At 61.6% G+C, this 19,137-nt stretch carries 18 protein-coding genes and 1 pseudogene; 2 read left to right on the top strand and 17 right to left on the bottom strand.

Annotation, left to right across the window (positions count from 1 at the left end; translation table 11 throughout):
• Positions 1-14: 14 nt before the first annotated feature.
• From D7X94_RS11575 to D7X94_RS11525, 12 genes and pseudogenes are all read right to left on the bottom strand, one after another.
• The gene (locus D7X94_RS11575; protein WP_120427848.1) at positions 15-1,805 is read right to left on the bottom strand and encodes a flavin reductase; all 1,791 of its coding nucleotides are present in this window, start codon (positions 1,803-1,805) and stop codon (positions 15-17) included.
• A gap of 31 nt (positions 1,806-1,836) precedes the next feature.
• Positions 1,837-2,454 carry an MBL fold metallo-hydrolase gene (locus D7X94_RS11570; RefSeq protein WP_243111291.1) on the bottom strand — a complete coding sequence of 206 codons (618 nt, stop codon included), beginning with the start codon at positions 2,452-2,454 and terminating at the stop codon, positions 1,837-1,839.
• A gap of 641 nt (positions 2,455-3,095) precedes the next feature.
• Positions 3,096-3,560: a GNAT family N-acetyltransferase gene (locus D7X94_RS11565; RefSeq protein WP_120427847.1), complete on the bottom strand. Its 465-nt coding sequence runs from the start codon at positions 3,558-3,560 to the stop codon at positions 3,096-3,098.
• Positions 3,561-3,563: 3 nt separating this feature from the next.
• Positions 3,564-4,781, bottom strand: a complete 1,218-nt coding sequence (gene ispF / locus D7X94_RS11560; protein WP_243111290.1) for a 2-C-methyl-D-erythritol 2,4-cyclodiphosphate synthase — start codon at positions 4,779-4,781, stop codon at positions 3,564-3,566.
• 188 nt (positions 4,782-4,969) lie between these two features.
• Positions 4,970-5,401 carry a Holliday junction resolvase RuvX gene (gene ruvX, locus D7X94_RS11555; RefSeq protein ID WP_120427845.1) on the bottom strand — a complete coding sequence of 144 codons (432 nt, stop codon included), beginning with the start codon at positions 5,399-5,401 and terminating at the stop codon, positions 4,970-4,972.
• Positions 5,398-6,072 (bottom strand): histidine phosphatase family protein, encoded by a 675-nt coding sequence (locus tag D7X94_RS11550; protein WP_120427844.1) that lies wholly within the window; start codon positions 6,070-6,072, stop codon positions 5,398-5,400. Before D7X94_RS11550 ends, ruvX begins: the two co-directional genes overlap by 4 nt.
• The gene (locus D7X94_RS19235) at positions 6,066-6,980 is read right to left on the bottom strand and encodes a dihydroorotate dehydrogenase (RefSeq protein WP_442857908.1); all 915 of its coding nucleotides are present in this window, start codon (positions 6,978-6,980) and stop codon (positions 6,066-6,068) included. Before D7X94_RS19235 ends, D7X94_RS11550 begins: the two co-directional genes overlap by 7 nt.
• A 30-nt stretch (positions 6,981-7,010) precedes the next feature.
• Positions 7,011-7,565 (bottom strand): annotated as a pseudogene (locus tag D7X94_RS19230) (Type 1 glutamine amidotransferase-like domain-containing protein); the annotation flags it as partial.
• 210 nt (positions 7,566-7,775) lie between these two features.
• On the bottom strand, positions 7,776-8,546 hold the full coding sequence (locus tag D7X94_RS11540; protein WP_120427843.1) for a dihydroorotate dehydrogenase electron transfer subunit: 771 nt from the start codon (positions 8,544-8,546) through the stop codon (positions 7,776-7,778).
• On the bottom strand, positions 8,543-9,211 hold the full coding sequence (locus D7X94_RS11535; RefSeq protein ID WP_120427842.1) for a zinc dependent phospholipase C family protein: 669 nt from the start codon (positions 9,209-9,211) through the stop codon (positions 8,543-8,545). The genes D7X94_RS11540 and D7X94_RS11535 overlap by 4 nt, the downstream gene beginning before the upstream one ends.
• A 1-nt stretch (position 9,212) precedes the next feature.
• Positions 9,213-10,154 carry an orotidine-5'-phosphate decarboxylase gene (gene pyrF / locus D7X94_RS11530; RefSeq protein ID WP_120427841.1) on the bottom strand — a complete coding sequence of 314 codons (942 nt, stop codon included), beginning with the start codon at positions 10,152-10,154 and terminating at the stop codon, positions 9,213-9,215.
• Between the two features lie 753 nt (positions 10,155-10,907).
• Positions 10,908-12,164, bottom strand: a complete 1,257-nt coding sequence (locus tag D7X94_RS11525) for a dihydroorotase (protein WP_120427840.1) — start codon at positions 12,162-12,164, stop codon at positions 10,908-10,910.
• A gap of 325 nt (positions 12,165-12,489) precedes the next feature.
• On the opposite strand from D7X94_RS11525, the gene D7X94_RS11520 reads away from it, so the two are divergent.
• Positions 12,490-13,026, top strand: a complete 537-nt coding sequence (locus D7X94_RS11520; RefSeq protein ID WP_120427839.1) for a GNAT family N-acetyltransferase — start codon at positions 12,490-12,492, stop codon at positions 13,024-13,026.
• A gap of 82 nt (positions 13,027-13,108) precedes the next feature.
• On the top strand, positions 13,109-13,624 hold the full coding sequence (locus tag D7X94_RS11515; RefSeq protein ID WP_120427838.1) for a GNAT family N-acetyltransferase: 516 nt from the start codon (positions 13,109-13,111) through the stop codon (positions 13,622-13,624).
• A 108-nt stretch (positions 13,625-13,732) separates the two neighbouring features.
• On the opposite strand, the gene D7X94_RS11510 is transcribed toward D7X94_RS11515, so the two are convergent.
• The 5 genes from D7X94_RS11510 to D7X94_RS11490 all read right to left on the bottom strand — a co-directional run bounded on the left by D7X94_RS11510 (position 13,733) and on the right by D7X94_RS11490 (position 18,432).
• Complete coding sequence (locus D7X94_RS11510; RefSeq protein WP_120427837.1) at positions 13,733-14,395, bottom strand: sugar O-acetyltransferase; 663 nt, start codon at positions 14,393-14,395, stop codon at positions 13,733-13,735.
• Between the two features lie 500 nt (positions 14,396-14,895).
• Positions 14,896-15,669, bottom strand: coding sequence for a YdcF family protein (locus D7X94_RS11505; RefSeq protein WP_120427836.1), 774 nt, complete (start codon positions 15,667-15,669; stop codon positions 14,896-14,898).
• Positions 15,670-15,684: 15 nt separating this feature from the next.
• The gene (locus D7X94_RS18795) at positions 15,685-16,362 is read right to left on the bottom strand and encodes a DUF3795 domain-containing protein (protein WP_120427835.1); all 678 of its coding nucleotides are present in this window, start codon (positions 16,360-16,362) and stop codon (positions 15,685-15,687) included.
• A gap of 64 nt (positions 16,363-16,426) precedes the next feature.
• Positions 16,427-16,858 carry a nucleoside deaminase gene (locus D7X94_RS11495; RefSeq protein WP_243111289.1) on the bottom strand — a complete coding sequence of 144 codons (432 nt, stop codon included), beginning with the start codon at positions 16,856-16,858 and terminating at the stop codon, positions 16,427-16,429.
• Between the two features lie 32 nt (positions 16,859-16,890).
• Positions 16,891-18,432, bottom strand: a complete 1,542-nt coding sequence (locus D7X94_RS11490) for a CPBP family intramembrane glutamic endopeptidase (RefSeq protein ID WP_120427834.1) — start codon at positions 18,430-18,432, stop codon at positions 16,891-16,893.
• Positions 18,433-19,137: the final 705 nt, after the last annotated feature.

The following is a 19,137-nucleotide window of genomic DNA, read 5'->3' as shown; positions in this document are numbered from 1 at the left end:
CTCGCTTCTCTTTTTTACTCGATCCGCTCAAAGTCCGCCGGGCCGTGCTTGCACAGGGGGCACACGAAGTCGTCCGGCAGCTCCTCGCCCTCGTACACGTACCCGCAGACCTTGCACACCCAGCCCTTCTTGCCCTCGGTCTGGGGCTTGGGCTTCACGTTGTTCTGGTAGTAGGTGTAGGTCATGGTCTCCACGTTGGAGATCACCCGGGCTTCCGTCACGGTGCAGATGAACATGCCGTGGGTGTCCAGGTCCACGTACTGCTCCACCTTCAGGGACAGGAAGGAGTTGATATACATGGGCAGGAAAGCCAGGCCGTTGTCTGAGCGGAGAATCTCCTGACCCGCGAACTTGTCCGCCGCGCGGCCGCTCTGGAAACCGAAGTTCTGGAACAGGGAGAAGGGCGCGTCCTCTGAGAGGCAGTTGATGTTCATCTTCCCCGTCTGCTTGATCACATGATGAGAATAATTGTCCTTATTGATGCACACCGCGATCTGGTTGGGGGTGTTGGTCACCTGGGTCACCGTGTTCACAATCAGGCCGTTGTCCTTTTTGCCGTCGTTGCTGGTGACCACATACAAGCCATAGCCGATGTTGAACAGAGCGGTGAGGTCGTGCTTGTCTGCGGTGTCGTCCTGGCGGGCCAGATAGTCCTGGCACAGGTTGTTGGCCAGGGCCTCCAGCTTCTCGCCGCTCTCCCCGTTCAGGGCGGAGCGGATGGTCACCACCGGCTCGGCCAGGGTGATCTTTTTAGACTTCTCCAGCATTCCCTTCATCACCCGTGCGGCCATGGGGGCCCAGGTGCCGTTCTCAATGAGGGCCACGGTGCGGTTCTGGAAGTTCCTCTCTGTGAGGTGGTTGATGAAGGTGCGCATAAAGGGGAAGATCTCCGCGTTATAGGTGGTGGTGGCCAGCACCAGCTTGTTGTAGCGGAAAGCGTCCTCCACTGCCTCCGCCATGTCGCAGCGGGCCAGATCGTGGATAACCACCTTGGGGCATCCCTTCTGGCGGAGCTTCTCCGCAAACTGCTCCACGGCCTTTCTGGTGTTGCCGTAGACAGAGGTATAGGCAATGACAATGCCCTCGCTCTCCGGGGTATAGGAGGACCACAGATCATAGAGCCGGAGATAGTGGCCCAGGTTCTCCTTGAGCACGGGGCCGTGGGTAGGGCAGATGATCTGAATATCCAGCCCCGCCGCTTTCTTGAGCAGGGCCTGCACCTGGGCGCCGTATTTGCCCACAATGCCGATATAATACCGGCGGGCCTCGCAGTCCCATTCCTCCTCCACATCCAGCGCGCCGAACTTGCCGAAGCCGTCGGCGGAGAACAGGACCTTGTCGCAGGTATCATAGGTCACCAGCACCTCCGGCCAGTGGACCATGGGAGCGGCCACAAAGGCAAAGGTGTGCCTGCCGGTGCACAGGGTATCCCCTTCCGCTACCACCAGGCGGCGGTCCTCAAAGGCTGTACCAAAGAACTGGCCCATCATGGCAAAGGACTTCTCGCTGGAGACGATGGTGGTTTCCTGATACATCTGCATGAAATGGGCGATGTTGGCGGAGTGGTCTGGCTCCATATGCTGAATGACCAGGTAGTCCGGCTTTCGGGAGCCCAGAACGCTCTGGATATTGTCCAGCCACTCATGGGTGAATTTGGCGTCCACCGTGTCGAACACCGTAACCTTTTCGTCCAGCACCACATAGGAATTGTAGGCCATGCCGTTGGGCACCACGTACTGGCCCTCGAACAGGTCCACCTGATGGTCGTTGACGCCTACATACTTGATATCCTGGGTAATTTCCATATAAACTCTCCTTTAATTATAGAATTTGCAATTAAGATCCTGCATAAGCGAGCACCACCACCTCCGGCTCCATGCCGGGGGTGATCTCCAGGGTATCCCCCTCTGCCCGGCGGACCTTGCCGCACAGCGCCAGAAAGTCCTCCACCGTGCCCAGCACATCAAAGCCAAAGCTCTCAGAACGGTAGTGCATGGGGATGACGACCCGGGAATGGATGGCGTCCACAATGGCCTTGGCCTCCTGGGGGCCCACAGTGTAAAAGCCGCCCACAGGAATCATCACCGCGTCCAGGTTCTGGAGCCGCTCCAGCTGGGCGGGACTGGGCATACAGCCGATGTCCCCGAAATGGGCCACACGGACGCCGCCCGCCTCCAGGATATGGATGCGGTTGGGGCCGCGCTTTGCGCCCTGGCAGTCATCGTGAAAGGAGTCCAGAGCCTCCACATGGAAGGGGTTCTCCCCCTCTTTCAGCGTGACGCCCGCAATGTAGTTATGGTCATGGTGCTGATGGCTGCACAGCACGCCCCCGGCGGTCTCCCGGATCTCCTTGCAGCCCGGCACGCTGCCCGGCTCAAAGGGGTCCAGCACCAGGGCAAAATCTCCGCACTCCACCCGGAAGCAGGAATGGCCCAGCCACTTCAATTTCATCATGCTATTTCCTCCGTAACATATTTGTTTGATCGCTATACTTTCTGGGAGTTTTTTATGGGGGGAACGGCACACGGCACGAAGAATGGCGGAAGGAGATAGCTGAGTTTCGCCGTGTGACATGAGTTTTCCTACGGAAAACTCTGCCGGGCTGGGTGAACGGGCAAACAGCCCGGCGGGAACTTTTGGCTGAGATACTGCGCCCAGAGTTGGCTGTCTCCGTTTTCCAGGGGTGCTTTTTGTTCCGTTGCAAAAGAGTTTCATCTCGTGCAACGAGATGAACTCTCCGCCCCCCTCTTGATAGTTAACCGAGCGTAGCGAGCGTTAACTATCATTCACCACCCGCAAAAATTGCGCCTCTCAGGTGTTAAGGGCAAGACCGTGGAGCTCAAGAGTTCGCGAAGCGAACTCTCCCACACCTCGCCGCCTTTCAGAAAGGCAAGACTTCGTTTCACGAAGTCTACGAAACATTTTAATCTGGCTGGCTGAGTGCCCAAAAGCCAACCAGGGTAAAAGTTTTTGATCCAAATTTTTTTCAAAAAGTTTGGTCCAGTCCAGGGTGAAACCCTGGCTGCCAGAGGCCAAAACACGCCTTCAACAAAGTATACTTTTTAACTGTATACATGGAGGCCTGTTAAGCGCGGTCACATGGCGCCAGCGCCATCCACGCGATATAGATACACATTCTCACCCTCGTCTACCTCTCCTGTGTCCCGAAAGCCAAATTTCTCATAGAGGTATACAGCGCGCCTGTTCTCCTTTTCCAGGGTGACATAGACCTTCTGGCTGTGGTACTGAGCGCAGATCTGCCGGACGATCAAGGGCAGGGCCCTTTGGCCGTACCCCTTGCCCTGGTGGTCAATGTCAATCATGTACCGGCACAGCAAAGGGCGGTTCCCCTTCCAAAGGCCGTAGAACACAAAGCCCACCATCATCTCTCCATCGTAAACCACCCGGCAGTCCCAGTTCTCCTCGTATACCGCCTGAAGCATGGAGAACGCCGTACTGGTGACCCACTCCTCGTCTAGGGGATTCTCGTGCTTCGGGTCTGTGGTGAGAAAAACAGCGTCCCGCCAGTTCTCTTTTGTAACGGGCTCCAAATGCAGCACCGTTTATCCCTCCTCGTTCAGCAGACACACCGCTTGGGCGGCGATGCCATCTCCCCTCCCGGTGAAGCCCAGACCCTCCTCTGTGGTGGCCTTTACGCTCACCCGGCCCGTGTCTATACCGCAGGCCCGGGCGATGTTCTCCCGCATTTTTTCTATATGGGGAGCCAGCTTGGGCCGCTGGGCAATCACCGTGGCATCGATATTGCCGATCTCCCAGCCCTTGCGCCTGACCACCCGGCAAACCTCCGCGAGCAGCTGGAGGCTGTCTGCTCCCTGGTATTGGGGGTCGCTGTCTGGAAAGAGTTTTCCAATGTCCCCCAGTGCCGCAGCGCCCAACAGGGCATCCATCACCGCGTGGGACAGCACATCCGCGTCGGAGTGGCCCAGCAAGCCCCGCTCAAAGGGGACGTTCACCCCGCCCAGAATCAGTGCCCGGCCCTCTGCCAGCCGGTGTACATCGTAACCGCTGCCAACACGCATTCCCTCACTTCCCTCCATTTCATTCCTTTTTTCTTCCTCCACCGCCGCCCGGGCCAGAAGCAGGTCCTCCGGCGTGGTGAGCTTGAGATTTTTATAGTCTCCCCGGGTCAGCTTCACCCGGCCCCCGGCGGCCTCCACCAGCTGGCAGTCGTCGGTGCAGTCCAGGCCCTGAGCCCGGGCTTTTTCCGCCGCGTAGAGGTAGAGCTCCCGTTGGAATGCCTGGGGCGTCTGCACCGCCCAGAGCCGGCCCCGGTCCGGGGTGGACTCCACGAAGCTCTCTCTATCCGCCAGCTTGCAGGTGTCCTTGCTGGGCACCGCCGCCGTGGCCGCTCCAAAGGCCAGCGCGTCCCGGCAGACCGCCTCCACCAGGGCCAGGCTCAAAAAAGGCCGGGCTCCATCGTGAAACAGCAGGTACTCCCCCTCTCCCTCCAGGGCCTGGACCCCCTTCCACACGGATTCCTGCCGGGTTTCCCCTCCCTGGGCGAACACAACGGTTTTCCCCTGTACCGTCCTGGCCGCTATTTCCGCCGCCAACCCGGCGATTTCCGCCATCTCTTCCTGTCGGCACACCACGCAGAGCTTCCTGATATAGGGGCTCTGGAGAAGCGTTTCCATAGACCGGCACAGTACCGGCCGGCCTCCCAAATCCTCCAGCACCTTGGACCGCCCCCCGGGGAGGGCTCCCATCCGGCTGGAGCTGCCCGCAGCTACCAGCACCGCGCCAAACCCGCCGTTTTTCACGCCATCCGCCTCCATCCTGCTTTCACACGCAAAGCCATTTCAACAAAGTATACTTTTTGAGAGATCGTGTGCGCAGCCGCTTGTCTCTCAGAAAGTATACCATAGTATTCCCAAAAAGGAAACCTATAATTGGAAATCCCAGAACTTTTTCCGGGAACAGCCCCCAAAACGCGCCCCCAACGCCCGCTCTACTCCCCGGGGGAAGAGAGGTTCCGCCGTCTCCGCAGAAAATCCTCCAAAATAATCACCGCCGCCACCGCGTCCACCACGGCCTTGCGCTTTTTGCCCCGGGTGTTGGTGTCGTTCAGGTAGCCGTGGGCCGTGATGGTGGTGCCCCGCTCGTCCACAAACTCCACCGGCAGGCCGGAGAGCGCCCCCAGCCTCTCCCCCATCTCCCGGGCAAAGCGGGCGCTGTCCCCCTCGGTGCCGTCCATGTTCCGGGGCAGGCCCACGGCCAGAAGCTCGGCTCCGGCCTCCTTGGCCGCCGCCGCCACCTCCTCCATGAGCCGTTCCGGGTCCCGCTGGGCGATCACTTTGAGGGGGGAGGCCAGCAACTCCCCCTTATCGCACACCGCAAGGCCCGTACGGGCATGGCCCAGGTCCACGCCGAGAATGATCATACCGGCTCCGCCCCCTTGCCCTGGTCGAAGCGGTAGTACATTCTGGGCTTTCGCATCTCTTCGGGCAGGTGGGAGAGGTCGTTGGTATAGCGCCAGTGGAGAGCGCCCCCCTCCGCCTCCAGCAGGCTCACGCTGGTATTGCCAAAAACCTGGCTCCGGCGGAGGCCTTCCGGGCTTCCCGTCTCCACACGGGCCCAGATATTCCGTAGCGCGCCCCCGTGGGTCGCCACGGCGACGGTTTTCCCCGGATTCCCCTGGATGATCCGGTCCAAGGCGGCGTTCACCCGGGCATAGACCTCCTCCATGGTCTCGCCGCCGGGGAAGCGGCACTGGTCCGGGGCGTTGTCCCAGTCCCAGGCCACCTGGGGGAAGCGCTCCGCCACCTGGGAGAGGAGCAGGTTCTCCATGTCCCCCACGTCGATCTCCAAAAGGCCGGGCTCGTCTGTCACATCCACAGGATGATACTTCGCCAGGGCCTGGGCGGTTTTTCGGGCCCGGAGCAGAGGGCTGGTGTAGACCGCGTCCAGGTGCTCGTTGCGAAAGCGCAGACCCAAGAGCTCCAGCTGCTTCTGGCCGTCCGGGCTCACGTCCGCGTCGAAGCGCCCCTGAAACCGCCCGCCCAGGTTGCCCATGGACTGGCAGTGGCGGATGAGGTACACCTTCGTCACCATGGCCGCACACCTCCCGTGAGCTCAGAGACAGACCGGATGCCGTTCTCCTCCAGATAGGCCAGCAGGCCGTCCCGGATTTTCAGGGGGGCGTAGGGGTCGGTGAAGATGGCCGTGCCCACCTGGATGGCGCTGGCCCCGCAGAGGAGCATTTCCACCGCGTCCTGCCATGTGGCGATGCCCCCCAGGCCCACGATAGGGATTTTCACCCGCTGGGAGGCCTGCCACACCATGCGCAGGGCCACAGGGAGCACCGCCGGGCCGGAGAGGCCCCCGGTGTTGTTGTGGATGATGGGCCGGCGGGTGCGGATGTCCACCCGCATCCCGGTGAGGGTGTTGATCAGGGACACCGCGTCCGCCCCGGCGCTCTCGGCGGCGGCGGCCATCTCCCCGATGTCGGTGACGTTGGGGGAGAGCTTCACCATCAGGGGCTTTTTGCACACCCGGCGCACGGCCCCGGTGACCCCCGCCACCCCTTCCGCCGTGACCCCAAACTGCACCCCGCCCTCCTTCACGTTTGGGCAGGAGATGTTCAGCTCCACCATGTCCACGGAGGTGTCGTTCAAGAGCTCGGCGGTGCGGCAGTAGTCCTCCACGGCACTGCCCGCCACGTTGGCGATAATCCGGGTCCCCTGGCGGCTGAGCCAGGGCAGGTCCTCCCGGATGAAGTGCTCCACCCCGGGATTCTGCAGGCCCACGGCGTTGAGCATCCCTCCGGGGGTCTCGGTGACCCTGGGGGGCGGGTTGCCGGGGCGGGCATGGAGGGTGGTCCCCTTGCAGCTGATCCCTCCCAGTTCGCTGAGAGGGTAGAGCTCCCCGTATTCCCGGCCGAAGCCGAAGGTGCCCGAGGCGGCGATCACGGGGTTGCGGAACTCCACCCCGGCCACCGTCACCCGCAGGGGGGAGAGGATTTCCTCCACCAGCCGCCCCTGGCCGTCCAGCAGCAGGCCCTCGCCGTCGTCCAGGCGGCAGACCTTACGGCCCCGCTCCTTCTCGTAGGCGGCGCACTGGGCCTCCAGGCCCTCGTAGCGGGTGTGGAAGCGGCTATAGTGGGGCAAAATTTCCAGGTCCGTGAGGCCCAAGGCCTGGGCGTCCCCGCCCGGCTCAAGCCGCTGGAAGAGCTCCAGGCTGGGGCCCAGGGCCAGGGCCCCGGCGCTCCAGGCGATGAGCAGGCCCTTCTCCGCCACCCGGCGCAAGGCGTCCTCCCCGCCGTGCCGGTGGATGGAATCCAGGAGGTAGCAGGGGTCGCCGCCCATGAGCTCCACCGCGTCGTAGTTCAGCAGGGCCTCCGGGGGCTGGAAGTCGAAATCGAAGATCTCCGCCCGCAGGCCCAGGGCTGCCAGCTCCTCCTTACAGCGGGGGACGTGGTAGTTCTTCTCCCGGTAGTCCGGGTCCGCGGTCACCACCAGGGCGGCCCAGCCTCCGGCTTTTGCGAACCGCCCCGCCGCCCGGCGCAGGGCCGGGCTGGTGAGGCCGTTGGAACACAGAATGATCATGAGCTTGCTCCTCTCTCTGGGGGATTTGCGTTTTTGAGGTATTTTATATGGGGGGTACGGCGGGCGCGGGAGCTAGTCAAGGGGCACCAGTCTGGGCGCGCGTTTTGGCTTTGTACCCTGCGCCCGCCAATGGAACGAACGCGGAGCGGGTAAAAGTTTCGCCGGCCTTTTCAAAGGCCGCAGGGGCTTGGGGACAGAGTCCCCAAGGTCTTAAAGTGCGCCCTCCGCGATGCTCTCCATGGGGAACACCGGGCCGTCCTTACACACATGGCCATAGTACTCCCCGCCGCTTTCGTCCAGCAGAGCCACCGCGCAGCCCAGGCAGGCCCCCACGCCGCAGGCCATCCGCTGCTCCAACGAGAGATATCCCGCCGCGCCCCTCTCCTCCGCCAGGGCCTTGGCCCCCCGAAGCATGGGCCCCGGCCCGCAGGCGAGGAGCACGTCGAAGTCCTCCCCCGCCGCAAGCTCCGTCACCAGCCCGTGGAAGCCATAGCTGCCATCGTCCGTGGCAATGAGCACCCTGGCCCCGGCGGCGCGGAAGTCCTCCTCCAGAATCACGGCCTGCCGGGTGCGGAAGCCCAGCACAGCCACCGCGGCTTCCCCCAGCTCCCGGGCCGCGGCCAGCAGCGGGGGCACGCCGATCCCCCCTCCCAAAAGCAAGGTCCGCTTCGCCCTGTCGAGAGGGAAACCCTTGCCCAGGGGGGCCAGGATCTCCAGGGAGTCCCCGGCCTGGAACCGGGCCAGCTCCGCCGTGCCCTCCCCCCGCACCTGGAACACCAGCCGCAGCTCCCCCCGCTCCCGGTCGATGCCGCATAGGGAGATGGGACGGCGCAGGATGTGCCCCGGCAGGCGCACCTGGGCGAACTGTCCGGGCAGGGCCAGAGCCGCCAGCTCCGGGCAGCGGAGGCGGAAGTCGAAGATCCCTGGGGCGATCTCCGCCGCTTCCGTCAATGTACACAGAACAGAATCAAACGGTTTCATCGTATCCTCTCCAATCTATTCCACGCCAGGGACCAGGGGTCCAACAGAGGCCCGCCCCCGCTGAGGGCGGAGAGCTCCTTTTGGCACACCTGAAAAGCCTCCTCCACAAACTCCTGGGCCATCTCCCAGGTGAGGAAGCCCGGCTCTTCCGGTTCTCCCGGCTCTTCCCGGCGAAAGTCCTCTTCCATCTGCTCCAGCAGCTCCCCAGGCCGCAGAGAAAACCGCAGGCACACGTCCTCTTTCTCCCCGTTTTCAGGGAGTTTCACGGTATTTTTCAGGCCGTACCGACGGATAAACTGGCCGTTGAGCCGGCTATAGTCCCGGTACAGGATGTGGAACTCCTCCTCGCTCAGCCTGCCCCAGCGCCACTTCCCGTGCTGGAACCTCCGGTAGACGCTGTCCTGGACCAGGTGGAGGTAGTAGCCCAGATAGAGCCCCTCCTCCCGAAGGCGGTCCCCATAAAGCCGCCGGAAGGCCTCCAGGTCGTAGGTGCGCAGGGGGTCCCGGTCCGCCAGAAAATGGCTGGCCCGGTTGCCCTTTCCCGCTGTCTCCGACCGGGGGGCGTCCGGCAGAAGAGACCCAAAGAGAAAGGCCTCCGGCTGGGCGAACTCTCTGGTTTTCAGCAGCTCCCTGGCCAGGAGCAGGTGCATGATCCGCGAGGCCATGCTACACCGGCAAGCTGATGCCGCCCAGCTCCGCCATGATCTCGTTCCGCATCCGGACGGCCTCCCGGCGTGCGGCCCCGGCGTAATCCTCCGGGTCGCAGCCCTCCTTCTGCCAGGCGCAGAGGATGGCCCGGGAGGAGTTGACGATGGCCCCGGCCCCGTGCCTGTCAAAGCCCTGGGCCACGTCCTTGGCCGCGCCCCCCTGGGCCCCGTAGCCGGGCACCAGGAAGATGGTGTTGGGCAGGGCCTTCCGCAGCTCCTTCAGCTGCTTGGGATAGGTGGCCCCCACCACGGCCCCCACGCCGGAGTAGCCGTACCGGCCGGGCAGCTTCAGGCCCCACTGCTGGCACATATTGCCCATGGCCCGGTAGAGGGGCTCGTACATGGCGTGGAGCATCTGGTCCTGGAACTCCCCGGCGGAGGGGTTGGAGGTTTTCGCCAGCACGAAAATGCCCTTGTCCCTGCCGGCGCACACGGAGAGCAAGGGGTCGATGCCATCGGTGCCCAGGTAGCCGTTCACCGTGAGGGCGTCCGCCCCGAAGGCCTCGAAGGACTCGCCCTCCACGTCGGTCTGGCCCAGATGGGCGGCGGCGTAGGCCTCCATAGTGGCCCCGATGTCGTTGCGCTTGCCGTCAGTGATGACGAAGAGGCCCTTGCTCTTGGCGTAGGCGATGGTCTCGCTGAGGGCCCGCATCCCCTGCCAGCCGTACATCTCATAGTAGGCGGCCTGGGGCTTCACGGCGGGGACCACGTCCCAGAGGCTGTCGATGAGGCCCTTGTTGAAGGCCAGCAGAGCGGCGGCGGCGCCCTCCAAGGTTTTGCCGTGCTCCGCAAAGCAGCGGGCCTTGATGTGCTCCGGGATGTAGCTGAGCTTGGGGTCCAGCCCCGCCACCGTGGGGTTCTGCTTGCGCATGATGTTTTCCAGCAGCCGGTCCATTGACATGAGATTTTCCTCCTCAGTATGGTTTGATATTTTTTATGTATTTATATATGGGGGGTACGGTGGGCGCGAGAGCGCGTCCAGATTTCAGCTGGCCCAGAGCGCGTTTTGGCTGGGTGCGAACGCTCGCCGCTGGCTGAGAGCACAAAGCCCGCCAGGGTAAAAGTTTTTGAGACTTACCGAAGGTAACGTCTTAAACTTCTTTTCAAAAAGTTTGTGGGGTTTGGGGGCGCTGGTCCCCAGTGGGGACCGTCAAGCGCCGACCGAGGCGGCAGCCGAGACCCAACGCCCCAAGGTCTTGTCCTTAAAACACCTGAGAAAGCAACGCAGGAAGATAGGAAAACAGTCCGGTGGACTGTTTTCCGCAAGAAACCCTCGTCGGGGGTTTCTTGTTTGGCTTTGCATATGCAAAGCCAACGAAAGGCTTGCCTACCGCACAGAGCTGGCTGGTTCCGGTTTCCAGGGGTGCTTTTTATTCAGTTGCAAAAGAGTTTCATCTCGTTATACGAGATGAACTCTCCGCCCCCCCTCTTGCCGATGTTTTGCGGAGCAAAACTCGGATAGTTAACCGAGCACAGCGAGCGTTAACCTATTATTCACCACCCGCAAAAATTGCGCTTCTCAGGTGTTTAAGGTCAAGGGCAAGGTCGTGAGGCTCTGCCTCACACTCCGCGAGCTTTTGAAAAAGCTCGCGCAAAACTTTTACGGTTGTTAGGCTAGCTTGTCAAACAACATAAAACCTTCACGACGAATGAATCAGAAAACCCGCCTCCCCCGGAAAAAGGTCATCTTCACCCTTCCGGTGAGCTCCATGCCCTTGAAGGGCGTATTCCGGCTCTTGCCGTGGAGCTTCCGGGGGTCCACGGTCCAGCGCTCCTCTGGGTCGAAAAGCGCCACGTCGGCGGGCCCGCCCACCACAAGGCTTCCCCCCGGAATGCCCAGGATTTTCGCCGGGTTCCGGCTCATCTTCTCGATAATTCCGGAGAGGCTCATCCGGCCGGAAAGGACCGTCAGCACCGCCGCCAGAGAGGTCTCCATGCCGATGGAGCCGTTGGGCGCGGCGATGAAATCCGCCTTCTCCTCCGGGGTATGGGGGGCGTGATCCGTGGCGATGGCGTCCAGGGTGCCGTCCAGAAGGCCCTCGATCAGGGCCTGCCTGTCCTCCTCGCTGCCCAGGGGCGGGTTCATCCGGCAGTCCGCGTCCATGCCCTCCAGGGCCCGGTCTGTGAGCAACAGGTAGTGAGGGCATGTCTCGGCGGTGACCTTCACCCCCCGGGCCTTGGCGTCCCGGATCAGGGCCACCGAGCCCTTGGTGCTCACATGGCAGATGTGGATGGGCGCGCCGATGCTGGCCGCGGCCGCAAGCTCCCGGGCCACGCCGCAGTCCTCGGCGGCGGGGGGAATCCCCTTCACCCCCAGCTTTTGGGCGGTCTCCCCCTGGTTCATCAGGCCCCCGCGAGCCAGATCCCGGTCCTCGCAGTGGGCGGTGAGGAGCAGCCCCAAAGAGCGGGCCCGGTCCAGGGCCTCCAGCAGGCAGCGGGTGCTGGCCACCGGTTTACCGTCGTCGCTGAGGGCCACGGCCCCCGCCCGGCGCAGGGCCTCATAATCCGCGCATTGGGTCCCCTCCAGGCCCAGGGTCACGCAGGCGGCGGTGTATACGGCGGCATCGGCGGATTTCGCCCGCTCCAGAAGGTTCGCCACCAGCGCCGGGGAATCCATGGGGGGCTGGGTGTTGGGCATGGCCAAGAGGCTGGTGACGCCCCCCGCCGCAGCGGCCCGGCAGGCGGAGAACAGGTCCTCCTTGTGGGTCTGGCCCGGGTCCCGCAGGTGGACGTGGAGGTCCACCAGACCCGGCGCGGCCGCCAGTCCCCGGCAGTCCACGATTTCGCAGCCCTCAGAGGGCAGGTCCTCCCCCAGGGCGGCGATTTTCCCCTCCTTCAGCAGGATGTCTCCGGGGCCGTCCAGGCCCTGGGCGGGGTCGATGATCCGGGCGCCTTTCAGCAAAAGTTTCATAGGCTCCTCCTAAAAAGATACCCCCACTCATCTCTGAATGGGGGAAAATCCGGCAAAGAAAGGGGAACGCTGGGCACCCAGCACAAGGACCCGGAACCCGAAGGATTTTTTGCTTTTAGAAGCCCTCCGCACAAAAATCCCCTCCCCATTTTTGGATTATTCTACCATAAAGCGCCCTCTTTGTCAAGGCTGGTTTTACCGCGCCTCTTTTCTCTTTCGTGTTGGCGGCTCCAGCCATTGTGGACTTCACTAACAGCCACTTGAAATGGAAAAAAACTTATGATATAATCGGCTCGACAAACCGGAATTTACGGAGTAATGCTATATGCAAATTAGAGCGAAAAAGGTAAGGTTAAACAGTACGGATATAAAACACATTTACTTTGAGGCATTCCCTAAAAAGGAGCGAATGCCGTTTCCAATGATGGTGGCAATGTCTAAATTGTGGAACACGGAGTTTCTAGGGTTTTATGATGGCAACACCTTGTGTGGCTTTGTATATTTGGCACACAACAGCAAAATTGTGTTTGTTATGTTTTTTGCCGTAGATAAACGCCTTCGCTCAAAAGGTTACGGAAGCGCTATATTACAGAATATACAAAGCAAGTATCCCGAAAAAAAGATTATCATTTCCATTGAACCTTGTGATAAAGATGCCTCCGACATAGAACTGAGAACAAGGCGAAAAATTTTTTATATGCGAAACAGATACCAAGAAACAGGATATATGATAAAGTTAAACGGTATTGTTCAAGAAATAATCATCAGCAACGGCGAATTTGATAAAAAACAATTCCGCACTTTCTTTGTAGCGTATAGTAATGGCACTATGTGGCCAAAGATATGGAAACAGACCAAATAAGAGTAAATTCCAGTTTTGTCATCAGGCATTGTCATGAATCATTGATTGGAATGTGCGATGAAGCCCACCTGGAGGTATATAAATGAAAGTACAGACAATAGAAACGCCGAGGCTATATCTGCGCAGCTTCGAAAAAGAGGACGCGCGATTTGCAATCAGTATTTGGAACGACCCGGAAATGGGCGAGTATTTGCCCGACGAGGCCATGGAAGAGATCGACGAGGATTATGTCAGGGAAATAGAGGCATTATCCGAGGACGAGGACTGCTGTTATCTGATCTCCGAATTGAAGGATACACATGTAAGGATAGGGACCTGCAGCTTTATGGTAAGCGATAACGGAAGGACTTACGATATTGCGTACTGCGTTCACAGAGATTACTGGAGAAACGGATATGCTATAGAGGCCGCAAAGGGCATGATCGATTATGCCGTCAGGCAGGGAGCAAAAAGGATTACTGTAAGAGTCAATAAGGAAAATATCGCTTCGAATAAGGTCGTAAGAAAACTGGGCTTTCAGGTAACAGGAGAAAGCACTTATAAAAAGCGCGGCACGGAGAAAAATTTTTCGGATTATTTGTATGAATTGCAGGTGTAAATTCCCGTTTATCGGGCAGTGAGTCATCCCCGGCTCACTGCCCATTCCGTTATCTTAACGATGGAAAATTTTTAGAAGCGTTTCTCAGCAGGAAAGAGAAAAGGGGTTTTACCGCTGCTCTTCATCCGGGAGCACCTGGCAGCCCCCCAGGACCTCCGGCATATGGGCCATGCTGTCCGCCTCCGTGATCTCCCGGATCACCCGGCAAGGGACCCCGGCGGCGAAGCTGTTCGAGGGGATATCCCGTGTGACCACGCTGCCCGCGCCGATAACGCAGCCGTCTCCGACGGTCACCCCCGGACAGACGGTGACGTTGGCCCCGAACCAGCAGTCGCTGCCGATGTGCACGGGCTTGGCGTAGCAGAGGAGCTTCTTTTCCCCCTCCGCCGTGCGCATGGCCCGGCGCTCGGAGGCGATCATGGGGTGTACCGGGGTGACGATGGTAACGTTGGGCCCGAAATTGCAGTTCTCCCCAATGGTGACCTCCCCGTCGTCCTGGACGGTGAAGTTGAAGTTGGCGAAAAAGCCCTTGCCGATCTTCGTGTGCTTGCCATAGTGGAAGGCGATGGGACCCTGAATGCGCCCGCCCTCGCCGAATTCGCCGATGATCTCATGGAGGATCCGGTCCCGCTTCTCGAACTCGTCCTCGTGGGTCTGGTTGTAGTCCACGTTCAGGTTGTGGGTCCTGCGCTTCATGGCCACCAGCTCCGGGTCTGCGGGGCAGAACAGCACCCCGGCCTTGATTTTTTCTTCTTCACAGGCAAATTTCATGACGATCCCTCTTTCTTTGTTGATTGTGTATGGCCTCCGGCGGCTGGGGGCTTCGCCCCCTGACCCCCACCACTTTTGAAAAAGTGGACAAAACTTTTACCCACTCCTCGCTTTGCTCGTCGTGAACGTTTTACGGTTTTCGCGCAGCCACAACACATTGCGCGGTCCAGGGGCGGGGAAAATCGCCGGTGGCGATTGCTCTGACCCGACCGAACCGGCAGGCGAGACCAGCGTTCCCAAGGTCTTGCCCTTGACCTTAACTTCCTAAGAAGCGCATTTTTTGAAGTAGTGAATAACAGTTAATCCTCGTTTCACTCGGCTAACTGTCCGAGTTTTGCTTCGCAAAATATCGGCAAGAGGAAATGCAACTGAGAAAAAAGTTTCCTAGTTCCGGAGCAGGCCAGCGGCAACGCACGAGCGTACCAGCCGAGAGCACACCCGGCTCTCTGAAATCTGGACGCACTGCCGCGCCTAAAAAGCCCCCATATCAAAAGTCCCTTCTATCCCCCCAGCATTTCCTCCAGATACCATTTGGTCAGGGAGAGCAGCTCCCGGCCGTAGTAGGAGGGGAAAATGATGGGGTCCGTCTCCGCCGGGAGGCCATAGGCCTCGAAGCCCGCCGCCCGGGCCAGCCGCACCGCCCGGTACAGGTGGAAATTCTGGCTGACCACCGCCACCCTGGTGTCCAGCCCCTCCTTCTGGGCCAGCTCCATGGCGAACGTCAGGTTCTGCCGGGTGTTCCGGGACTTGTCCTCCATGTAGATCCGGTCCGGGTCGACGCCGCCCCGCACCAGGGCGTTCTTCGCGGCCAGGGATTCCGGGCAGGGCTCGTTGCCCCCCATGCCCCCGGTGACGATGCACCGCGCCTCGGGGTTGGCCTCCAGATACTCCCGGGCCTTGGCCACCCGGTTGGTCAGGCTCATGCCCATGCGCTCCGCGCTGTACACCTGGGCCCCCAGCACCACCACGTTCAGGCCGTCCGGGGTCTTTGCCGCCTGGTAGGAGACGATAAGCCCGGTGAGGTATCCGGCCCAGCCCAGGCCCAGCACATAGAGCGCCGCCCACACCCAGCACAGAACCCGCCGCCAGCCGCCCCGGCGGGCCCATTTGGGGGCCCAGAGGACCAGGGCCAGCCCCATCCCGCACACGGCGACCCCAAAGACCGAGCCCTCGCCGAAGCCCCCGTGGAGGATGGGCATACAGAACCAGAGGATGCCCAGAACGCACAGGGCCGCAAAGGCCCATTTTCCCAGCTTCCGAACCCGCTTTCCCATTCTCGCCCCCACCTTTTACAGGAATTTTTCGTAAAATTCCACCAGCTTTTCCGCTGTGTCCAGGCCCTCCGGCCGTTCCCCGGCCTGTTCCAGGGCCATGGCATAGGCCTCTTTGCCGTGTTTCGCGATAAACCGGGCAGCGCCCTGGGCGGTATAGCCGTCCCCGGCGTCGAAGTAGCCCTTCCGGCATTCCGTTAGGTCCGGGCAGGCGTAGCAGCCGTCCAGGCTCCGCTCTCCGGCGCAGGCTGTGTTGGGGCATTTGCCGTCCTCATAGAGGGTAGCGAAGGAGCACCCGGGGTAGACGCTCCGGCAGCCGCCGCACCACTGGGAGAAGGGGCAGTGGTCGCAGTGGTGCCCGCACACGCCCTGGGGATCCGTTCCCTCCCGGGCCGCGGACACCAGCCGGGCCTTGGTCTGGGAACAAGCCTGGATCCTGGCCCCGGGCGGGGTGTCGCCGTGCTCCGGGTCGTTGGAAAAGCTCTCCAGCAGCTGGCAGGGGAAGTCCGGGCACTCGCCGCAGAAGCCCCGCTTTTTCCCGATGGCGCATTGGGCCAGGGCGCACTCCCCGTGGAAGGGATGCCCCTCTGTGGCGATGCACCCCCCGCATCCCGTGCTCTCCCGGAACCCGCAGTCCTGGCAGCACAGCCCGCAGTAGGAATCGATCTCTTTTCTGATGTTCTGATAGTCTCCCATTGTTTCCTCCTTTTGGCCCCCCGCAAAATCTGGGGCAAGCATGTTTTCTATATCAGGACGGTCCTCAGTTCCCCCGCAGGTCCCGGAAGAACCCTTCCAGCAGGGCCCTGCACTCCTCCTCCAGAAACCCCCGGTACACCTTGGGATGAAAGGCCCCCGGCAGGGTCAGCACATTGGCCGCCGTGCCGCAGCAGCCCGCCGCCAGGTCCTCGGTTCCAAAGACAATCCGTTCTATCCGGGCGTTCACTGCAGCCCCCGCGCACATGGGGCAGGGCTCCAGGGTGACGTACAGCTGGCAGCCCGTCAGCCGCCAGGACCCCAGCTTTCCGGCGGCCCTTTCCATGGCCTCCATCTCCCCGTGGGCCAGGGGGCTCTGGAGCGCTTCCCGGCGGTTGCGGCCCTCGCCCAGAATCTCGCCCCCCCGGACCACCACCGCTCCCACCGGCGCCTCTCCGGCCAGGGCGGCCTCCCGGGCCAGCTCCAGGGCCCGGGCCATAAACCTTTTTTCCGGCAGAAATTCCCGCTCCATCACAGGAAGAGGCACAGGGTATACAGAATCACGATGAACAGCAGCCCCCACAGCACCAGAGACCTGGCCAGGCACCTCGCGGACTCCCCCAGCTTCAGGGAAGGCCAGCCCAGAGGAGACTGCTCCCGGAAGTTCCGGCTGAACAGGCTCTTCAGCCGCTTCCGCCAAAGCGTGACTCCCAGCAAAGCCGCCAACAACCCCAATGCCATGGGCCCAAACAGCAGGATGTTCTCCAGTAGCGCCATATTGTCCGGCCCCGCCAGGAATCCGGCGTACTCCCCCAGCACAGCCAGGGCGTTGTTCAGCATGTGGATGGCCACGGAGACCCACAGGTTCCCCGTAACGGCATAGAGCCAGACCATAACGGCTCCCGCCAGGGTGGCGAACACCACCGAGGAGGGGCTCAGGTGGGCGAAGCCAAAGATCAACGCCGAGCCCACCACCGCGAAGCCTGTGCCAAACCGCCGCAGCCCGGAGAAGATCACGCCCCGGAACGCGAACTCCTCCACCAGGGGCACCAGCACCGCCACCCCCAAAAGCTCCACGGCCAGCTGGGACCAGCTTTTCCCCTGGCCCAGCCCAGAGGCCGGCTCGGAGGCGCCCAGGGATTCCAGAAGGGCGTCCACCCCGGCGGCGGGGAAATTCGCCAACAGGCACAGCCCCAGCCCTCCCAACACCAGCACCAGAGAAAAGGGCCCCACCTTCTGAAAGCGCAGATGATAGTTCCAGTCCCGCCGCCTGCCGCCAAAGAGCATATAGCCAAGGCAAGGGCTGGCCGTACACAGGGGAGACATGGCCACTGTCATCACCGCCAGGGCCAGCCCCTGAGAGGGGGCGCTCAGGTCCAGCCCGGCGCTCATGCAGGCATAGACCACAACGCTCTGTATCAATAGGCTCAGCATGGTCATGACGGCCACCAGCACGCTCATGGTATTCAGATCCCGCACCGCGTTGGTTTTTCGCGGGTCCTTGGACTTTACCGCGTAGGAAGGCGGAGGGGCATACCCGCAGGCCTGGGACGGAACCGGCGGCGGGGCATAGGAATACGGGGGCTGAGCAGGCCCGCTGGGTTGGGCGGGCGGCGGAACCGGGCCCGGCGTGCCCTGAGGCTGGTACGGGCCGCAGTAGCCGGGGGCCTGAGCCGGACTCCCGGCGGGCGGTTGGGCCTGGGCGGGAATAAACGGGGCCGCGTTTGCGGCCGGACCCCCGTAATACACAGTCCCGGGCGCTACCGCCTGGGGGGTGGCCTGGGGAACCGAAGCATACGGATATGGAGGCTGAGCGGGCCCCCAGGGTTGGGCGGGCGGCGGAACCGGGCCCGGCGCGCCCTGGGGTTGGTACGGGCCGCAGTAGCCGGGGGCCTGCTCCGGGCTTCCGGCGGGCGGCTGGGCCTGGGCGGGGATAAACGGGGCCGCGTCTGCGGCCGGACCCCCATAATACGCAGTCCCGGGCGCTGCCGCCGGTTCCGGCTGCGGGGACATGCTCTGCCCCGGGGCCTGCGCGGCGTTGGCCGCCTGGATCTCTTGATTTTCCTGATTCATAAATTTCCTTTCTTTCCGGCGTTTCTTCTCTTTCCTCAAACAGATCTCACAGGGAGAAGCCCCCTTGGGGGGTGGGGGGATGTCTTTGTCTTATTCTTTGTCTTTGTCTTATTCTTTGTCTTTGTCTTATTATGGCTGAGGTTTCTACTGCCGTTTTTACTGTCACTTTTACTGCTGTTTATACTGTCGTTTTTACTGTCACTTTTACTGAACCCGCCAAGCGCCTTCTCCGGCCCGGCCCTAGAGCCGCCTGCCTTTGCGGCCTTTCTGTTTCCCTTCTCAAAGGGCGGTTTCTGTCGCGCTTTCAGGGCCGCTTTTCCGCGCATCCCAACGCGGTGGTTTTGCACACGTTCGGGACAGGCTTCTTTTTGCCCATTTGCGGCCGGGAGAGAGAGCTTGGCACGCTTCCAGGGGCTTGCAAGGCGTGCTGGGTGCGTTCATCCACGGCGCTGGCTGGCTCCGGTTTCCAGGGGACGCTTTTCTCAGTTGCAAAAGAGATTCATCTCGCTGTGCGAGATGAACTCTCCGTCCCCTCTTAAGAGTTTTGCTTTGCAAAACTCGGATAGTTAACCGAGCGCAGCGAGTGTTAACCTATTATTCACCACCCTGGCAAAAATACGCTTCTCAGGTGTTTAAGGGCAAGACCTTGAGGGCGTTGAGTCTCAGCTGGTCTCGTCTGCCGACTCGGTCAGGTCAGAACGCTCC

The organism is Acutalibacter sp. 1XD8-33, assembly GCF_003612555.1.
In the GTDB taxonomy this organism is placed as follows: domain Bacteria; phylum Bacillota; class Clostridia; order Oscillospirales; family Acutalibacteraceae; genus Acutalibacter.
This window is presented reverse-complemented; position numbering and strand designations above follow the sequence as displayed.

What these genes read in the sequence shown, in the direction of transcription:
- pyrF (WP_120427841.1), bottom strand. Translation starts at nt 10,154, where the DNA reads ATGTCAATGGACCGGCTGCTGGAAAACATCATGCGCAAGCAGAACCCC.
- D7X94_RS11535 (WP_120427842.1), bottom strand. Translation starts at nt 9,211, where the DNA reads ATGGCCTCGCGGATCATGCACCTGCTCCTGGCCAGGGAGCTGCTGAAA.
- D7X94_RS11550 (WP_120427844.1), bottom strand. Translation starts at nt 6,072, where the DNA reads ATGGTGACGAAGGTGTACCTCATCCGCCACTGCCAGTCCATGGGCAAC.
- D7X94_RS18795 (WP_120427835.1), bottom strand. Translation starts at nt 16,362, where the DNA reads ATGGGAGACTATCAGAACATCAGAAAAGAGATCGATTCCTACTGCGGG.
- D7X94_RS11520 (WP_120427839.1), top strand. Translation starts at nt 12,490, where the DNA reads ATGCAAATTAGAGCGAAAAAGGTAAGGTTAAACAGTACGGATATAAAA.
- D7X94_RS11525 (WP_120427840.1), bottom strand. Translation starts at nt 12,164, where the DNA reads ATGAAACTTTTGCTGAAAGGCGCCCGGATCATCGACCCCGCCCAGGGC.
- D7X94_RS11575 (WP_120427848.1), bottom strand. Translation starts at nt 1,805, where the DNA reads ATGGAAATTACCCAGGATATCAAGTATGTAGGCGTCAACGACCATCAG.
- D7X94_RS11505 (WP_120427836.1), bottom strand. Translation starts at nt 15,669, where the DNA reads ATGGGAAAGCGGGTTCGGAAGCTGGGAAAATGGGCCTTTGCGGCCCTG.
- D7X94_RS11540 (WP_120427843.1), bottom strand. Translation starts at nt 8,546, where the DNA reads ATGAAACCGTTTGATTCTGTTCTGTGTACATTGACGGAAGCGGCGGAG.
- D7X94_RS11515 (WP_120427838.1), top strand. Translation starts at nt 13,109, where the DNA reads ATGAAAGTACAGACAATAGAAACGCCGAGGCTATATCTGCGCAGCTTC.
- D7X94_RS11495 (WP_243111289.1), bottom strand. Translation starts at nt 16,858, where the DNA reads ATGGCCCGGGCCCTGGAGCTGGCCCGGGAGGCCGCCCTGGCCGGAGAG.
- ruvX (WP_120427845.1), bottom strand. Translation starts at nt 5,401, where the DNA reads ATGATCATTCTCGGCGTGGACCTGGGCCATGCCCGTACGGGCCTTGCG.
- D7X94_RS11570 (WP_243111291.1), bottom strand. Translation starts at nt 2,454, where the DNA reads ATGATGAAATTGAAGTGGCTGGGCCATTCCTGCTTCCGGGTGGAGTGC.
- D7X94_RS11490 (WP_120427834.1), bottom strand. Translation starts at nt 18,432, where the DNA reads ATGAATCAGGAAAATCAAGAGATCCAGGCGGCCAACGCCGCGCAGGCC.
- D7X94_RS11510 (WP_120427837.1), bottom strand. Translation starts at nt 14,395, where the DNA reads ATGAAATTTGCCTGTGAAGAAGAAAAAATCAAGGCCGGGGTGCTGTTC.